This is a genomic window from Mucilaginibacter sp. dw_454 (genome assembly GCF_018449775.1).
In the GTDB taxonomy this organism is placed as follows: Bacteria; Bacteroidota; Bacteroidia; order Sphingobacteriales; family Sphingobacteriaceae; genus Mucilaginibacter.
On record NZ_JAAVVB010000009.1, the window covers coordinates 17,434 to 33,143 of the forward strand.

Sequence of the window (15,710 nt, forward strand, 5' to 3'; positions counted from 1 at the left end):
TACGGCCTTTTTTCCTACTTATTAACTGATCTTATAAAGAACAAATACTCTCAATTTGTACCTATAAGACGTTAACGTGTGTGTATTCGTTACAGCAAGAATGATTTTTAACAAAATTTAACTATCGCCTGGTTAGAACTGGCCTATAATCATCATTTCGCTCATGGTTGGGTTAACGCTACCGCCTCTTGGCTCGCGGGTTACCGCGAAGGCTTGCGCCAAAGCAACTGATTTCATTTGTTTCATGTCAGTGCTATCGTTGGCTATTTTATCAAAAACACCCAAATCAACCGGCTTCCCACCTACTAATGCCCACAACTGATACTGATGATCTTTATCATTAACCGGCATGTTTAATGATTTTAAATCGATCATCACTTTTTTCTTGGCCGGATTCCAAGCTACAAGCAAACTGCCGTTTGGTAGGTTTTTAGTGCCTTTTAGATGCAATATCTTATAACTTGTATCTCTAAAAACGCCCAACTGATCATTCATGTAATTTACCGTTTTGGTAAACCGTTGGGTTTGCAAATTTGCAGCTACTAATTGTTGTGTGGTTTGCTGTAGTTTGCTGTTTAGGTTATAGATAGCTACCACGCTGCCTACTAATAACGCTAAGCTTGCAGCAAAAGCATATTTATAAAAGTTGCTGCTGCCCGGCGGGCGCATAGTAATTACTGTGGGTTCGGTAACGGTTTCCTTTTTGGTAAAGACCCTGTCATCGGCCAAATTGATAACCAGGCTATTTAAAATTTTGGTGCGTTGCTTTTGAGACGGTTGAACAGCGTTTTCTAATGCGTAAGACTCCAGTGCTTTTTCAATCTCTTCTAATTCTGCCTTCACCGCCGGATGTTGTTGAATCATCGCATCAACCTGCTGTCGCTCAGCAGGAGAAACGTCTCCCAGAACATAGAGTTCTAAGATACCTGATTCAATAAATTTTTTCACGTCTTCCACTTTCGGCTTCAATTAAAATGTTTCCTGAGTTCAATTATGGCCATTCGTAACCTGGTTTTAATGGTGCCAAGCGGGATACCGAGTTCGTCGGCAGCTTCCACATGGGTGTAGCCTTTAAAATAAACCAAATCAAGGATAGACTTTTGTTCAGGCTTGAGCGTTTGCACTAACTCTTTGATGCCCATTAACTCAGGTTTGTAAACTGTGTTTCTTTGTTCGTCTATGGAAGTTACGTTATTTTCAAGTTCTTGGTTTTTGCTGTGGTTCTTAAAATCTTTAGATCTTAATTTATCTATAGAAAGGTTGCGCGCTATATTCACCATCCAGGTAAACAAGCGGCCTTTATCGGCACTGTAGCTCGAGAATGAGTGCCAGATCTTTACAAAAGTTTCCTGCAGGATATCTTCGGCAGTAGCCTCGTCAATAACTATCCGGCAAATCACACCAAATAGTGATGCCGAGTACATATCATACAGCGCTTCGATAGCTATTTTCTCGCGATTTCTCAAGGCAAGAACCAGCTCCTCTTCAGAAAGGGTCAGTTTTTTTCTGCTCACAAGTGGTGAAGATAAAAAGGAAATATCAGATTTCAAACAAGTGTTTTTCAGCGTGGTAAGATGACCGCACTAATGGGCCGCTTTCCACATATTTAAAACCCATATCTAACCCCTTTTGTTTGTAGAAAGCAAATTGATCCGGATGTATCCAGTCAACCACCGGGTGATGGCTGCGTGTTGGCTGCAAATATTGGCCTAAAGTAAGTATGTGTACACCAGCTGTAAGCAGGTCGTCCATAGCTTCCAAAACATCTTCTTCCTTCTCGCCTAAACCAAGCATAATACCCGATTTTGTGCGTAAGCCAGCTTCTGAAACGTGCTTCAACGCTTCCAGGCTACGGTCGTATTTAGCCTGGATACGTACCTCGCGGGTCAGGCGGCGAACGGTTTCCAGGTTATGCGATACTACCTCGGGGCGGGTTTCCAACACACGGGCAAGATTATCCCATTGGCCCCTAAAATCGGGCAATAAAGTTTCTAAAGTAGTTTCCGGGCTTTCGCGGCGGATGGCATTAATGGTTTCGGCCCAGATGATAGATCCGCCATCTTTCAGATCATCGCGGTCAACCGAGGTAATTACGCAATGTTTTACCTGCATCAGTTTTACTGAATTAGCAACACGATTCGGCTCATCCGTATCAACCGCCAAGGGGCGACCGGTAGCTACCGCACAAAATGAGCATGAACGGGTGCAAATATTACCCAATATCATAAAAGTAGCCGTGCCTGCACCCCAGCATTCGCCCATGTTAGGGCAATTGCCGCTTTCGCAAATCGTATGCAGTTTATGCGTATCAACTAAACTGCGCACATGTGCGTACTCTTTTCCCACAGGAAGTTTCACCCTCAACCAGTCTGGCTTGCGTTGTTTTTGTTCAACAGGTACTACCGGCAATTCAATCATAAGCACAAAAGTAAGTAAAAACGACCTAACCAAACCCAGGCCGCATTTTTTTATGAAATATATTACAGTTAATTGATATAGGTAAGTTAATGAAAGATTCTAAATTTGGAATATAAATCCGAATTAGAACATCCGACATCCGAAATAAAAATATATGGCAACTATACACACCACTTACCTGGGCGGCTTACGCACAGAAGCGACACACTTACAATCGGGCACAAAAATTATTACCGACGCGCCAACCGATAACAAAGGCAAGGGCGAAGCTTTCTCGCCAACTGATTTGCTGGCAGAGTCATTAGCGGGCTGCATGCTAACAACAATGGGGATAGCTGCCGACGTGCATGGTATTGATATTGACGGCACCGAGTGCGAAGTAACCAAAGTGATGGCCGCCAACCCGCGCCGTGTGGCCGAGGTAGTAACTAACTTAAAGTTTCCGAAGACATATACCGACAATGAAAAAGAGATCCTGGAAAAAGCTGCCTTAGGCTGCCCTGTTGCAGTTAGTCTGCACCCAGATTTGGTGAAGACGGTGAATTTTGGGTGGTAGCTGGCTTAAAAACCAAATTTGTCATTCTGAGCATAGCGAAGAATCTTATACGCTTGATAAGTTAGTTTTATAAGATCCTTCGCTATGCTTAGGATGACAAAAAATTATATAAAACTAATCTCTAGTTTCTAATTAACCAATCTCTAACAAAGCATCCTCCACAGATATTTCGCCATGCGATTGGTCAAGGATACACTCGCCGTCCTTAATTAAAAGCAATTGTGGCGATTCATGATGAATTTGGAATAGTTGTGCTACCTGGGCAGATAAGTCGCGGTACTGGATCAAGTCCAGGAAATATAGCGGCATTTCGTCAGGCAGGTTATCCCAATCTAATTCAAAACGCCTTTTAGCCATCATGCTGATAGAACAGCGTGTGCTGTGCTTAAAAATAAGGCTATAGCCCGGCTTTTGTTTAATGTTGTTAAGCTGGTCGGCCGATGTTAGTTGTATCCACGTCATAGTACTGCAAAGATAAAAACCGCTTAGCGGTTATAAGTAATTACAACGTCAAACAATTATTTTGCCAGAAGAGGGTTTGGATTCAATAAAGTCTCGCTATTATCTGCGGGATCTTGGAGGATAAGAGGCATATGCCGGACAAAGTCTGTTGGAGCAAGATGCAAGCACGCTGCCAATGGTTACCGCCAGAAGAGTTATATATATGATCTTTCTCATGCTTCTAATATCTGTATTATATCTGTTATACGCAAATTAACCCTTCAAAGTTTTGGCAAGATCGGCCATTTTAATGGCGGTAATAGCAGCCTCGTCTCCTTTGTTGCCGTGTTTACCGCCTGCGCGGTCGATGGCCTGCTGCTGGTTATCTGTCGTTAATACACCAAAAATGACCGGCTTTGAATATTTAATAGACACATTACTTACGCCGTTTGCTACAGCATTACAGATAAAGTCAAAATGGCGTGTTTCTCCTTGTATAACGCAGCCCAGGCAAATTATTGCATCGAAGTTGCCATTTTTTAACAAAATATCAGCACCCGATGTTAGCTCAAAGCTGCCCGGAACAGGGTGAGTAGCAATGTTGTCGGCCAAAGCACCATGAGCAATCAGGCTATTGTAAGCTCCCTGGTACAGCGCATTGGTGATCTCGGCGTTCCACTCGGCCACCACAATACCAAAACGATATGGCGCAGCCGATGGGATCTCGCTCCCGGAAAAGTCTGATAAGTTTTTTAAATGTGTAGCCATTTTTATGTCGGATTTCGGATTTAAGATTTCGGATTTGCAAGTTCGATATTTAACAAATTCGAAATCACAGATCCGAAATCCGAAATCAATTACAATTTCGCTTCAACGCGGGCAATATACCCGTCGATGCTTTGCGCTTCTGTGCTGGTTGGATAATCAGTTTTAATTGATTTATAAGTATCATCAGCCGATTTGTTATCGTTCTGAGCCTCGTAAACCAAGCCTAATTTTTTCAAATATACTGGCGTTAAAAAAGCGTTGCTTGCTTTGTCGGCAGCTTTTTTAAGGTAAGACGCAGCATTGCTGTAATCTTTTAACTCAACATAAGCGTCGCCGGCATCGCCCAAAGCTTCAGCAGCAACCATCGAATCATCACCGTGGTAGTTGTTCAGGTTCTCGATAGCCTTGCGGTATTCGCCCTTATTCAAATAAGATACACCTAAATAGAAAGAAGCCAGGTTGGCTGCTTTAGTGTTGCTGTAGTCGGCAACAATTTTTTCAAATCCAGGGTAACCGGCGTCGCCTTTAATAGCTTTGTCCCAATCTTTTTTTGCAAAAAAGTCTTGAGCCATATACATCTGGTCGGCTGCTTTAGCCTCTCTTGGCGCTAAGTACAATTTTTGATAAAGCACATAAACCAATATCATGGCAACTATAGCCGAAGCTATAAATATTAAGCTTTTTTGATTTTCGCGTGTAAACTTGCCTACTTGTGCAAGCCCATCATCATTTAGTTGCACAGTTGTATTCTCCTGGTTTTTTGACATTTCTATTCTAAATTAAAGTTTGCAAAACTACATTTTTTAAAAAGTTTTAACAATAGATTTTTATTTTAATAATGAGCTAATTTTTTTAATCGTATTTATCCACTTAAGCATAGCGTTAATTGCTAAATTTGAAACCACGCTTATGTATTTAAAACAACTGTCAGTAATTAACTTCAAAAACTACGAAGAAGCCGAACTTACCCTTAGTGAGGGCGTGAATGCGTTTTTGGGGAATAATGGGGCGGGAAAAACCAATTTGCTGGATGCTATACATTACCTGTCGCTTTGCAAAAGTTATTTTAACCCTATTGACAGTCAGCAGATAAAGCAGGGAGAGGATTTCTTTATTATCACCGGCCAGTTTAATAAAAATGGGAACGATGAGGCTGTGGCCTGCTCGGTAAAGAGAAACCAGAAAAAGCAATTTAAGCGCAACAAAAAAGATTACCAACGACTGGCCGATCATATCGGGCTGTTGCCCCTGGTAATGGTATCGCCTTACGACATTAGTATTATTATAGAGGGTAGCGAAGAGCGAAGGCGATTTATTGACAATGTGATCTCGCAAACTGACAATCATTACCTTGATGAGTTGATTGCCTATAACAAGGTATTGGCTAATAGAAACGCGTTTTTGAAACAGATTGCCGATACAGGCCGGTATGATCCGGGTTTGTTGGAGGTGATGGATGATCAGTTAATAGCATCAGGCACAAAAATTTTTCAAAAGCGCCGCGCTTTTATGGAGGTTTTTACACCTATTTTTAATAAGCACTACCAATTTTTGAGCGATAATGCCGAACAGGTGGAGTTGGTGTACGAATCGCAATTGTTAAATGAGAGTTTTGAGAATTTGCTCAAAAAGACGGTGGAAAAAGATCGGGCGCTGGAGCGTACCACAACCGGCATACATCGCGATGAATTACAGTTTGCCGTACATGGTATGGCTATGAAAAAATTTGGCTCGCAAGGGCAGCAAAAATCTTTCCTGATAGCCATGAAGCTGGCTCAGTATAGTTTTCTCGATCAGCAAAAAGGATATAAGCCATTGTTATTATTAGACGATATTTTTGATAAGCTCGACGATAGCCGGGTAACCAAATTGATGCAAATGGTATCCAACAATGATTTTGGGCAGGTATTTATTACCGATACCAGCGATACCCGGGTGCGAAATATTTTTAATGGAATGAATGTGCCTATCCGTATATTTAAAGTAAAAGGAGGCGACATAGATGCGTAAAGCCAACGACAAGCCAATTAAAGAAGCTATTGAACAAATGATGCAGGTTTACAAGATCAAGCGCAAGTTTGATGAAACCGGTATTATAGCACAATGGCCCAACCTGGTAGGAAAAGCAGTAGCCAGCCGAACTAAGGAGCTTTTTATCCACGATAAAAAATTGTACCTGCGTATAGAATCGTCAGTAATAAAAAACGAATTAATGATAATACGTGCTCAAATTATTGAACGTATTAATACCGAAGCCAAAACTGTATTGGTTAAAGATGTTATCTTTCTCTAGCCCAACGGATTGATGGTCTTTTATAAAGATCATCGCGGATAATAGAGTAAGCAACTAAAGTAATACCCGGAGTTAAAAATGCCAATTGCACTTCTGGTGGGTGGTGGATAAAAAACAGGGTATGAACCAGCACCACCACGCCTATTATCAGCACGTAAAGAAATATTCTTAGGATCGGTTTCATCTTTTTTTAATTTAATGTTACACATTTATGTGACAACTATCGAGCCATAACATCATAACATTGATGATGTAAATGTAATAAACAATTAATCAGATAACAAGGGCCAAACAAAAAAAGTTTCAAAAAGAGCCACTTGTTGTGAAACTTTTAGAAACTCTTTTACGTAGAAACAGGGTTTTGCTACTTAAACCCGCTCAAAAGCAGAGAAAAAGAAACGGCCTTCTATCTCAGCATTTTCGTCAGAGTCTGATCCATGTACCGCATTTGCATCAATTGATTTTGCAAACAGGTTACGGATAGTTCCCGGCTCGGCTTTAGATGGGTCTGTAGCGCCAATTAGTTTACGGAAATCTTCGATGGCGTTTTCTTTTTCAAGAATTGCTGCCACTATCGGTCCTGATGACATAAAAGCAACCAGGTCTTTATAGAAACCACGCTCTTGGTGCACTGCATAAAATTCGCCCGCCTTTTCAGCACTTAAAGAGGTTAGTTTTAAAGCAACTAATTTAAAGCCGCTTTTGGTAATCTTATCCAAAATTGCGCCGATGTGTCCGTTGGCAACGGCATCGGGTTTAATCATTGTAAAAGTTCTGTTACTTGCCATTTGTATATTTGATTTTGGGCATTACCTTTCATGAATCGAGGTAACAAATTGCCCGCTTTGTGAATATTTCTGCAAAAGTAGGTTTTTACTGCCATACAGTAAAGCTTTTTTAATTTATTGTTAAGGCTTTAGCATTTATTTGCCTAGCTTTGCAGCTCTTTTTTAAAAATAGAATGTTAGATATAACTTCGCTTAAAAACCTGTTAGCCAAGCCTCAAAAAATAGTCATTACCACGCACCATAAACCGGATGGCGATGCTATGGGCTCGTCATTAGGCTTATACAATTACCTGATCCAGCAGGGGCACCACACTACGGTGATCACACCCACTGATTATCCCGACTTTTTAAGCTGGATGCCCGGTAATGCCGAGGTTATTATTTACACCGAACAAACAGAACAAGCTAAAGCTTTAATAGCCGATGCCGATATAGTTTTTTGCCTTGATTTTAATAACCTGAGCCGCATCAATGAAATGGGCGAAGAGGTTAGAGCGTCAAAAGCTTATAAGATCATGATCGATCATCATCTCGAACCTGAAGATTTTGATGATTTCAGACATTGGGACATTAATGCTTGTGCTGCCGCGCAACTGGTATATACTTTTATTGTTGATGTACTTGACAATAAAAAGCTAATTAATAAAGACGTGGCAACCTGCTTGTATACTGGTATCATGACAGATTCCGGATCTTTCAGACTGCCTAACACAACCTCGGCTGTGCACCGGGTAGTTGCCGATTTGATTGATGCCGGTGCGGTAAACTATCGCATACATGAATTGGTTTACAATAGTGCGTCAGAGAATCGTTTGCGTTTCCTGGGACACTGTTTATCAAATTGCCTGGAAGTGCTGCCCGAGTTTAATACCGCAATTATTGTAGTAAGCAAACAAGATTTGGAAAAATATCACGTTAATACCGGCGATACTGAAGGTGTTGTAAACTATGCTTTATCAATGGCAAGCATCCGTTTGGCGGCATTTATTGTTGAAAGGCCCGGTATGGTGAAACTTTCGTTACGATCAAAAGGCGATTTTCCTGCAAATGAGATTTGTAAATTGTATTTTAGCGGCGGCGGCCACAGAAATGCAGCCGGCGGACAATCGCCTTTAAGTTTGCAAGAGGTTGTAAATCAATTTAAACTAATATTACCCGAATACAAAAAACTGTTAATTCAATAATAAAAAATGAAAAAAAATCTGATGTTTTTAGCACTTGCGGCAGTTGGGCTGGCAAGTTGTAATGGTGGATACAAGAAGGGAGATAACGGGTTGTTATATAATATATACACCGATAAATCCGGACCTAAAATAAAAGTTGGCGACTTTTTGACTGCCAACCTGATTATTAAAAATGATGCCGATTCGGTATTGATGAGCACTTATGATCAAGGCCGTCCAAGCCCGTTATTGTTGCCAAAAGCAAGCTCTCCAGGCGATATTTTTAGTGCTATAACACTATTTGCAGAAGGCGATAGTGCATCAGTTAAAATTTTGGCTGATAGTGTATTTAAAAGAGGAGCTAAACCTCCGGGCTTCAAAGGCAAATATTTAAACTATACTATCAAGATAGAAAAAGTGATACCTAAAGGTAAATTGACCGATCAGGCATTTAACGAAGAGATCACTAAGTATATGAAAGGCCTGGCAGACGTTCAAAAAAATGCAGAGCCTGCTAAAATTCAAAAATATCTTGACGACAATAAACTTAAAGTAAACAAAACCGATTCAGGTTTATACTATGTAATTACTCAACCGGGTCAGGGTCCGCTTATTGCAGCTAATGATACGGCTGTTATTAACTATGTTGGCAGACAGTTGAATGGCAAAGTATTTGATACCAGCATCAAAGCCGAAGGTATTAAAGCAAAATTGAGCAGTTTAGATCAACGCCCGTTCAAACCTATTCCGGTTGTTATCGGCCAGAAAAAAGTTATCGAAGGTTGGGACACAGGCTTGCGTTTATTAAACAAGGGTGCAAAAGCAACTTTCATCATCCCTTCAAAATTAGCATACGGTGCAATGGGTGCCGGTCCAATTGCTCCATACACACCAATTGTGTTTGATCTGGAAGTTGTTGACGTTATTCATCCAAAACCAGGTTCATTGGCACCTGCGCCGCCAACGGCTCAGTTACCGGCTAAAAAGTAATCATTAACACTTTAATATAGCCTTCCTTATTCGTAAGGAAGGCTTTTTGTTGAATATGAAAAAATATCTTTTATTGCTGCTGATAGGCAGCTCTTTCCTTACTGCTTGTGCGCAAGATCAGTTTCAGCGTACATCAAAAGGCACGATGTATAAAAACTTTACTAATAATACCGGCGACCGTATTAAGGTTGGTGATATTGTTACCATTAACGCTATACAGAAAACAGACAAAGACTCTATCCTTTACAGCAGCTACAAAGGCGCTCCTATAAAAGTGCAGGTACAGGCAGAGGGTGATATGATGGATGTGCTGCCTTTGCTAACGCTTAAGGATAGTGCCATGATCAAAGTGCCTACAGATAGCTTGTTTAAAGATCCACATGCTCAACGCCCTGCTTTTTTCCCTAAGGGTAGTAGTTTGATTATACTGCTGCATGTTGAAAAAATACAGTCTTTGCAAGAAGCAATGGCCGAACGCGAAGCTGATGCTGCAAAAAAGCAGGCCGATGAAGTAACCTTGGTTGATAAATATGTAGCCGACCATAAGCTAACAGTTATAACTACCGCCTCAGGGCTTAAGTATAAAGTAGTTCAGGCAGGCATCAAGCCTAAGCCCATAGCCGGCGATTCTGTTTATGTAAACTATGTAGGCCACACGCTTGAAGGTAAAATATTCGATACCAGCTATGAGCAGGTTGCCAAATCTGCAGGGTTACAGCAAATAGGCCGTGAGTATGAGCCGTTAAAGTTTGTATTGGGGCAGCAAGGGATTATTCCAGGCTGGCAAGAAGGTATTTTATTATTAAATGAGGGTAGCAAGGCTACGCTGATTATTCCATCAAAACTGGCTTATGGCGATAAGGCCGCTGGTCCGGATATTCCGCCTTACAGCACGCTGGTGTTTGATATTGAACTGGTAAAAGTGGTTCGAAGCAAAGCCGCCGCACCGGCCGCAGCTACTAAGAAGCCTGCAGCTAAAAGAACAACAAAGAAAAAGACAACGACTAAAAAGACCACCGTTGCCACCAAAAAGCAACAATAAAGGAAAAGCCTTTCGATTAATACCGAAAGGCTTTTTTAATTTTGCAGCATGATTTTAACGGATACTCATACTCACCTCTATTATCAGCAAGACGATCAAAAGCGGGTCGAACTTATACAGCGCTGCCTGGATAATGAGGTAAGCCGGCTTTTTCTGCCTAACGTAGACGCCGCCTCAGTTCCGCAGGTTTTCGGGTTAGTAAAGGAGTATCCGGGTATGTGTTACCCGATGTTGGGGATGCACCCCTGCTCGGTAAAAGAGGGCTGGGAAGCTGAGCTGGCCGTCATCCGCGACAGCAAAAAAGACCACACCATCTATGCCATTGGAGAGATAGGTATTGACTTGTACTGGGACAAAACCACGCTTGATATGCAGGTACAGGCTTTCCGTGATCAGATCAATTGGGCCAAGTCATTAAAACTGCCTATAGTGATCCATTGCCGTGAAGCGTTTAATGAGGTTTTTGAGGTATTGGAGCAAGAGAACGATGACGATCTGCATGGCATCTTCCATTGCTTTACCGGTAATGCAGAAGAGGGCCAACATGCTATTGACCTTGGGTTTGCGTTGGGAATTGGCGGCGTGGTAACTTATAAAAACGGCGGACTGGACAAAATTTTACCTCAATTTGATTTAAGCCATATCGTTTTAGAAACGGATTCTCCGTATCTTTCGCCCGTTCCGCACAGGGGGAAACCCAATGAAAGTTCTTATTTGATCTATGTTGCTCAAAAAGTAGCAGAAATATATCAAACTGATATACAGACCGTAGCCAATATAACAACCGCCAATTCCAAAGCAATATTTGGTGTGTGACGAATGATTTAACATAGTGTAATCCCGAATTAATGAGCCAGATACTCATCATTTATACCGGTGGTACAATTGGCATGATGACCGATCCTGTAACCAAGGTGCTCAAGCCCATCAACTTTGAGCAGATCATGGATAATGTACCAGAATTAGAGAAGCTTAACTGCAAGATCAAGGTGCATTCGTTCGAAGAGATCATCGACTCATCAAACATGAACCCGGAGATCTGGAGCGAGCTGGCTGGTTTAATCGAAGCCAATTATGACGATGTGGACGGCTTCGTGATCCTGCATGGATCAGACACCATGGCCTACACCGCCTCTGCCTTAAGCTTTATGTTGGAAAACCTGGGTAAACCCGTGATCTTTACCGGCTCGCAATTGCCTATCAGCGCTATCCGTACTGATGCGAAGGAAAACCTGATGACCGCCATTGAGATAGCCAATGCTAAAAAGAACGACCGTGCACGCGTTCCCGAGGTTTGTATCTACTTTGATTATAAGCTATTCAGAGGCAACCGCTCATTTAAATATAACTCATCTAAGTTCGAGGCGTTCCGGTCGCCTAACTGCCCTATACTGGCCGAGTCTGGCGTGCATTTGCGCTTTAGTGCGAATGATATTCGCCAACCTGCCGATGCACCCCTGATCTTGCACAAGAACCTGGTTAACGAGGTTGCCGTATTGAAGCTTTACCCGGGCATTAGCCCTACGGTGGTAGCTGCCATACTGAATGCCGACGTTCGCGGTATTGTGATGGAGACCTTTGGCGCCGGCAATACCACTACCGACCAATGGTTTATAGACCTGCTTAAAGGCGCTGTCGACAGTGGTAAAGTGATCCTCGATATCTCGCAATGTAAGGTAGGCACCGTTGAACTGGGCCGCTACGAAACCAGCAAGCAACTCAAAGACATTGGCGTAGCTAACGGCTATGATATGACCTTCGAGGCCGCAGTTACCAAAATGATGTACCTGCTTGGCCAGCTAGACGACCCTAAAGAAGTGAAACGCTTATTAGAGGTTGATCTGCGGGGTGAGCTGACGGTGTCGTAGTCGCTGTATTTTGTTTCACTTGTGATTTTGACACCACTCACTTAACACCCCGTCATCGTGAGCGAGGAACGAGCGTGACGATCTCTGGCTCGGTTATTTACATCCATACATCCAACAACACTCCGCTCCATCATTGCGAACTAAACACCCACCACGTCATCGCGAACCAGGAACGAGCGTAACGATCTCTGTACGCCTTGCAATCGGTATTTCCCCACCCCGTCATCGCGAACCAGGAACGAGCGTAACGATCTCTGTACGCCTTGCAATCGGTATTTCCCCACCCCGTCATAGCGAACGAGGTACGAGTGTGGCGATCTCTATACGCCCTGCAATCGGTATTTTCCCCGCCCCGTCATCGTGAGCGAGGTACGAGCGTGACGATCTCTGTAAGCCCTGTAATTTACTCCTGCTCGATATCTTTGTACAGATCTTCCCACTGAGGATTAAACTGGGTTATTAAACTACTTTTATAATCCCTATTTCTTCCTTTTAACGATTTTTCGGCTGCTATTGCTTCCTCAATATGAGGATAAAAGCAATAATAAACCAACCTGTCGCAGTTGTATCGGGCGGTAAAGCTTTTGGGGTAAACTTTGTTTTTATGCTCCCAAATCCTCTTCCGAATATCGGCGGTAACGCCAATATATAAAACCGTGCGAGTTTTGTTAGTTACGATGTAAACGCATCCGCCCCGTTGAAATACCATTCTGCAAAATAGAAAATTTATCGCTTTTAAAGAGATCGCCACGCTCGTACCTCGCTCGCGATGACGTGGTGGGGAGCGGCGTTTGCAGTTACTTATCGCTTTTAAAGAGATCGCCACGCTCGTACCTCGTTCGCGATGACGTGGTGGAGAGTGGCGTTTGCAGTTACTTATCGCTTTTAAAGAGATCGCCACGCTCGTACCTCGCTCGCGATGACGTGGTGGGGAGCGGCGTTTGCAGTTACTTATCGCTTTTAAAGAGATCGCCACGCTCGTTCCTCGCTCGCGATGATGTGGTGGGGAGCGGCGTTTGCAGTTACTTATCGCTTTTAAAGAGATCGCCACGCTCGTACCTCGCTCGCGATGACGTGGTAGGGAGAGGCGTTTGCAATTACTTATCGCTTTTAAAGAGATCGCCACGCTCGTTCCTCGCTCGCGATGACGTGGTGGAGAGCGGCGTTTGCAGTTACTTATCGCTTTTAAAGAGATCGTTACGCTCGTACCTCGCTCACGATGACTTGGTAAGGAGGGGCGTTGCAATTACTTATCGCTTTTAAAGAGATCGCCACGCTCGTTCCTCGCTCGCGATGACGTGGTGGAGAGCGGCGTTTGCAGTTACTTATCGCTTTTAAAGAGATCGCCACGCTCATACCTCGCTCACGATGACGTGGTAGCAAATGTAGAGACGCAATATTTTGTGTCTTGAGATAGATGCCCCTCACCCCCTAAACGCCACCGGCGCCACGCTCGTTTGTTTCTTAAAGAAATTAGAGAAATGGGCAATATCATCAAAGCCCAGCGTGTAAGAAATCTCGGCTATGTTCCAGTTGGTTTGTTTGAGCAGGATCTTGGCTTCCTGGATAACGCGGTTGGCAATGATCTGCGTGGTGGTATTGCCGGTAACTTCTTTTAATACTTTGTTGAGGTGATTGACGTGCACGGCAAGGAGGTCGGCATAGTCTTTTGCGGTACGCAGTTTTAGCCGCTGGTGCTGCGACTCGACAGGAAACTGCCTTTCCAGTAGCTCGACAAATAAAGACGAGATCCGCTCTGAAGCATTATGGGCCGACTCCATTACTGATACCGGCTGCAGTTTCTGGCCGTAATGGATCAGCTCCAAGACCAGGTTACGCAGCAGGTCGTATTTAAAGCGATAGTCGGACGAGATCTCGCGGTGCATTTTTTTGAAAATGTATTCTATTTCCTCTACTTCAGTCGGGGTTAATTGAAATACCGGTACCTGCCCCGATTGAAAAATAGGCAGATCATCCAAATCGACACCGCTTTTGCCCTGCGCCAGGAAATCGGCAGTAAAAATGCAGAACATGCCGGTTTGGTTACCATCTTCGGGAATCCAGTGGTAAGGTATTTTTGGGGTAGCAAAAAGCAGGGCGCTTTCCGGTATGTCGATCGTTTTATCGGCATACTCTGCCCTGCTTTTTCCTCTTATCCAGCTTATTTTATAATACTCGCGGCGGCTGTATGGCATCTCGCGCGCACCTGTCTTTTTGTCAAACAGTGTCTCGGTAACAAACACATTAAAATGCCCTATCTCTTTGGCTATGCCATCGGGTAGCGGAGCCGAGCTTTCTTCGTAAAACTCGTTTAATGAGGTCTTACCAATCATATTATTGATTACACTAATTGTTTTTAAATGCTTTTACTGCTTAAATAAATGTTTTTTGCTGCTTATTAAATGCTTTTATATTGATTTTAATGCCTGATTTTATGTGTTGTATTTGCATAAATCAATCAATGAATTCAAAATTAAAATTAGCAAATTTAATCGATCAACACAACCTGATCAGTTAAATCAAATTACAATCGGTGAAACCAGTTTGATGAAATTATATTAAATAAACATACCGCCCGATGCTTCAATGCGCTGGCCGGTTATCCAACGGGCATCATCAGTACACAAAAAAGCTACCAAACCGCCAATATCCTCGGCCACACCCGGGCGACCCATTGCCGTATTGTTGCTTACCATCTGATTTAATTGCGGATTATCTCTAACCGCGCCACCATTAAAGTCGGTAGCAATTGCACCGGGCGCAACTACGTTAGCGCGAATTTGTTTAGCGCCTAATTCTCTGGCCAGGTAACGGGTAAACACCTCGATAGCGCCTTTCATAGCCGCATAGGCAGATGCGCCGGGCATCGCAAAACGTGCTAAACCAGACGATATGTTAACAATGCCGCCGCCATTATTCAATATCGGCAATAATTTTTGTGTCAGAAAGTACACGCCTTTAAAATGGATGTTCAGCAAGTCGTCGAAAGCTTCTTCTGTTGTTTCAGCTATAGGCGCATGATGGCCCGTGCCGGCGTTGTTGATGATGAAATCTAAATGATCTGTGCCAAACTGATCTTTTAAAACACCATTCAGTTTTTCAATAAATGCGCCGAAGCCCTTAATGTCGCCGGTATTTAATTGTAGAGTCGCAGCTTTTTGTCCGCTTTGCTGTATCTGACTAACTACTTTCTCTGCCTCGTCGGCTTTGCTGTTGTAGGTAAGGATAACGTTGATTCCCTTTTCGGCCAGTCTAAGGGCCATGTCTTTGCCTAGTCCGCGGCTGCCGCCGGTTACCAGTGCTATTTTGTTTTTGCTTTCCATTTTCTTCTTTTGATTTGTATGATACAAAGATCGTGACAGGAAGAAGGGTAGTGTTTGGAT

General features: G+C 43.0%; 19 protein-coding genes. 8 read left to right on the forward strand and 11 right to left on the reverse strand.

The window, feature by feature from the left end:
• Nucleotides 1-132: 132 nt before the first annotated feature.
• From HB679_RS19920 to lipA, 3 genes are read right to left on the reverse strand one after another with little or no spacing between them, the layout of a single operon-like run.
• Nucleotides 133-957 (reverse strand): anti-sigma factor, encoded by an 825-nt coding sequence (locus tag HB679_RS19920; RefSeq protein WP_214073791.1) that lies wholly within the window; start codon nucleotides 955-957, stop codon nucleotides 133-135.
• 8 nt (nucleotides 958-965) lie between these two features.
• The gene (locus HB679_RS19925; protein ID WP_214073792.1) at nucleotides 966-1,514 is read right to left on the reverse strand and encodes a sigma-70 family RNA polymerase sigma factor; all 549 of its coding nucleotides are present in this window, start codon (nucleotides 1,512-1,514) and stop codon (nucleotides 966-968) included.
• A gap of 25 nt (nucleotides 1,515-1,539) precedes the next feature.
• The gene (gene lipA / locus HB679_RS19930) at nucleotides 1,540-2,418 is read right to left on the reverse strand and encodes a lipoyl synthase (protein WP_214073793.1); all 879 of its coding nucleotides are present in this window, start codon (nucleotides 2,416-2,418) and stop codon (nucleotides 1,540-1,542) included.
• A gap of 154 nt (nucleotides 2,419-2,572) precedes the next feature.
• On the opposite strand from lipA, the gene HB679_RS19935 reads away from it, so the two are divergent.
• On the forward strand, nucleotides 2,573-2,974 hold the full coding sequence (locus HB679_RS19935; RefSeq protein WP_214073794.1) for an OsmC family protein: 402 nt from the start codon (nucleotides 2,573-2,575) through the stop codon (nucleotides 2,972-2,974).
• A gap of 132 nt (nucleotides 2,975-3,106) precedes the next feature.
• Here HB679_RS19935 and ytxJ read toward each other — a convergent pair whose 3' ends face one another.
• The 3 genes from ytxJ to HB679_RS19950 all read right to left on the reverse strand — a co-directional run bounded on the left by ytxJ (nucleotide 3,107) and on the right by HB679_RS19950 (nucleotide 4,950).
• Entirely contained in the window at nucleotides 3,107-3,436 is a 330-nt protein-coding gene (gene ytxJ / locus HB679_RS19940) for a bacillithiol system redox-active protein YtxJ (RefSeq protein WP_214073795.1), read from the reverse strand.
• Between the two features lie 252 nt (nucleotides 3,437-3,688).
• Nucleotides 3,689-4,183, reverse strand: coding sequence for a 6,7-dimethyl-8-ribityllumazine synthase (gene ribH / locus HB679_RS19945; RefSeq protein WP_214073796.1), 495 nt, complete (start codon nucleotides 4,181-4,183; stop codon nucleotides 3,689-3,691).
• 89 nt (nucleotides 4,184-4,272) lie between these two features.
• Nucleotides 4,273-4,950: a tetratricopeptide repeat protein gene (locus HB679_RS19950; RefSeq protein ID WP_214073797.1), complete on the reverse strand. Its 678-nt coding sequence runs from the start codon at nucleotides 4,948-4,950 to the stop codon at nucleotides 4,273-4,275.
• A gap of 142 nt (nucleotides 4,951-5,092) precedes the next feature.
• Here HB679_RS19950 and HB679_RS19955 point away from each other — a divergent pair, with 142 nt between their 5' ends.
• Nucleotides 5,093-6,193, forward strand: a complete 1,101-nt coding sequence (locus tag HB679_RS19955) for a DNA replication/repair protein RecF (RefSeq protein ID WP_214073798.1) — start codon at nucleotides 5,093-5,095, stop codon at nucleotides 6,191-6,193.
• Nucleotides 6,186-6,476, forward strand: coding sequence for a DUF721 domain-containing protein (locus tag HB679_RS19960; protein WP_214073799.1), 291 nt, complete (start codon nucleotides 6,186-6,188; stop codon nucleotides 6,474-6,476). The genes HB679_RS19955 and HB679_RS19960 overlap by 8 nt, the downstream gene beginning before the upstream one ends.
• Here HB679_RS19960 and HB679_RS19965 read toward each other — a convergent pair.
• Nucleotides 6,463-6,660, reverse strand: a complete 198-nt coding sequence (locus HB679_RS19965; RefSeq protein WP_214073800.1) for a hypothetical protein — start codon at nucleotides 6,658-6,660, stop codon at nucleotides 6,463-6,465. The two genes, HB679_RS19960 and HB679_RS19965, sit on opposite strands and share 14 nt — an antisense overlap.
• Nucleotides 6,661-6,844: 184 nt before the next feature.
• Nucleotides 6,845-7,264, reverse strand: coding sequence for a nucleoside-diphosphate kinase (locus tag HB679_RS19970; RefSeq protein ID WP_214073801.1), 420 nt, complete (start codon nucleotides 7,262-7,264; stop codon nucleotides 6,845-6,847).
• Nucleotides 7,265-7,437: 173 nt separating this feature from the next.
• On the opposite strand from HB679_RS19970, the gene HB679_RS19975 reads away from it, so the two are divergent.
• The 5 genes from HB679_RS19975 to HB679_RS19995 are packed head-to-tail and all read left to right on the forward strand — an operon-like array spanning nucleotide 7,438 to nucleotide 12,327.
• On the forward strand, nucleotides 7,438-8,448 hold the full coding sequence (locus tag HB679_RS19975; RefSeq protein WP_214073802.1) for a DHH family phosphoesterase: 1,011 nt from the start codon (nucleotides 7,438-7,440) through the stop codon (nucleotides 8,446-8,448).
• Nucleotides 8,449-8,454: 6 nt separating this feature from the next.
• Complete coding sequence (locus HB679_RS19980; protein WP_214073803.1) at nucleotides 8,455-9,417, forward strand: FKBP-type peptidyl-prolyl cis-trans isomerase; 963 nt, start codon at nucleotides 8,455-8,457, stop codon at nucleotides 9,415-9,417.
• Between the two features lie 55 nt (nucleotides 9,418-9,472).
• Nucleotides 9,473-10,459 (forward strand): FKBP-type peptidyl-prolyl cis-trans isomerase, encoded by a 987-nt coding sequence (locus HB679_RS19985; protein WP_255547678.1) that lies wholly within the window; start codon nucleotides 9,473-9,475, stop codon nucleotides 10,457-10,459.
• 48 nt (nucleotides 10,460-10,507) lie between these two features.
• Entirely contained in the window at nucleotides 10,508-11,275 is a 768-nt protein-coding gene (locus HB679_RS19990; RefSeq protein ID WP_214073805.1) for a TatD family hydrolase, read from the forward strand.
• A 32-nt stretch (nucleotides 11,276-11,307) separates the two neighbouring features.
• Entirely contained in the window at nucleotides 11,308-12,327 is a 1,020-nt protein-coding gene (locus HB679_RS19995) for an asparaginase (RefSeq protein ID WP_214073806.1), read from the forward strand.
• A 403-nt stretch (nucleotides 12,328-12,730) separates the two neighbouring features.
• Here HB679_RS19995 and HB679_RS20000 read toward each other — a convergent pair whose 3' ends face one another.
• The 3 genes from HB679_RS20000 to HB679_RS20010 form a co-directional block, all read right to left on the reverse strand.
• On the reverse strand, nucleotides 12,731-13,036 hold the full coding sequence (locus tag HB679_RS20000; protein WP_214073807.1) for a GIY-YIG nuclease family protein: 306 nt from the start codon (nucleotides 13,034-13,036) through the stop codon (nucleotides 12,731-12,733).
• A 715-nt stretch (nucleotides 13,037-13,751) separates the two neighbouring features.
• Nucleotides 13,752-14,660, reverse strand: a complete 909-nt coding sequence (locus tag HB679_RS20005) for an AraC family transcriptional regulator (RefSeq protein WP_214073808.1) — start codon at nucleotides 14,658-14,660, stop codon at nucleotides 13,752-13,754.
• 225 nt (nucleotides 14,661-14,885) lie between these two features.
• Entirely contained in the window at nucleotides 14,886-15,650 is a 765-nt protein-coding gene (locus HB679_RS20010; RefSeq protein ID WP_214073809.1) for an SDR family oxidoreductase, read from the reverse strand.
• Between the last annotated feature and the right edge of the window lie 60 nt (nucleotides 15,651-15,710).

Coding starts and splice junctions, on each gene's coding strand:
- ribH (WP_214073796.1), bottom strand. CDS start 4,183: ATGGCTACACATTTAAAAAACTTATCAGACTTTTCCGGGAGCGAGATC.
- HB679_RS19980 (WP_214073803.1), top strand. CDS start 8,455: ATGAAAAAAAATCTGATGTTTTTAGCACTTGCGGCAGTTGGGCTGGCA.
- HB679_RS19960 (WP_214073799.1), top strand. CDS start 6,186: ATGCGTAAAGCCAACGACAAGCCAATTAAAGAAGCTATTGAACAAATG.
- HB679_RS19995 (WP_214073806.1), top strand. CDS start 11,308: ATGAGCCAGATACTCATCATTTATACCGGTGGTACAATTGGCATGATG.
- ytxJ (WP_214073795.1), bottom strand. CDS start 3,436: ATGACGTGGATACAACTAACATCGGCCGACCAGCTTAACAACATTAAA.
- HB679_RS20010 (WP_214073809.1), bottom strand. CDS start 15,650: ATGGAAAGCAAAAACAAAATAGCACTGGTAACCGGCGGCAGCCGCGGA.
- HB679_RS19970 (WP_214073801.1), bottom strand. CDS start 7,264: ATGGCAAGTAACAGAACTTTTACAATGATTAAACCCGATGCCGTTGCC.
- HB679_RS19950 (WP_214073797.1), bottom strand. CDS start 4,950: ATGTCAAAAAACCAGGAGAATACAACTGTGCAACTAAATGATGATGGG.
- HB679_RS19990 (WP_214073805.1), top strand. CDS start 10,508: ATGATTTTAACGGATACTCATACTCACCTCTATTATCAGCAAGACGAT.
- HB679_RS19975 (WP_214073802.1), top strand. CDS start 7,438: ATGTTAGATATAACTTCGCTTAAAAACCTGTTAGCCAAGCCTCAAAAA.
- HB679_RS19965 (WP_214073800.1), bottom strand. CDS start 6,660: ATGAAACCGATCCTAAGAATATTTCTTTACGTGCTGATAATAGGCGTG.
- HB679_RS19955 (WP_214073798.1), top strand. CDS start 5,093: ATGTATTTAAAACAACTGTCAGTAATTAACTTCAAAAACTACGAAGAA.
- lipA (WP_214073793.1), bottom strand. CDS start 2,418: ATGATTGAATTGCCGGTAGTACCTGTTGAACAAAAACAACGCAAGCCA.
- HB679_RS20000 (WP_214073807.1), bottom strand. CDS start 13,036: ATGGTATTTCAACGGGGCGGATGCGTTTACATCGTAACTAACAAAACT.
- HB679_RS20005 (WP_214073808.1), bottom strand. CDS start 14,660: ATGATTGGTAAGACCTCATTAAACGAGTTTTACGAAGAAAGCTCGGCT.
- HB679_RS19985 (WP_255547678.1), top strand. CDS start 9,473: ATGAAAAAATATCTTTTATTGCTGCTGATAGGCAGCTCTTTCCTTACT.
- HB679_RS19935 (WP_214073794.1), top strand. CDS start 2,573: ATGGCAACTATACACACCACTTACCTGGGCGGCTTACGCACAGAAGCG.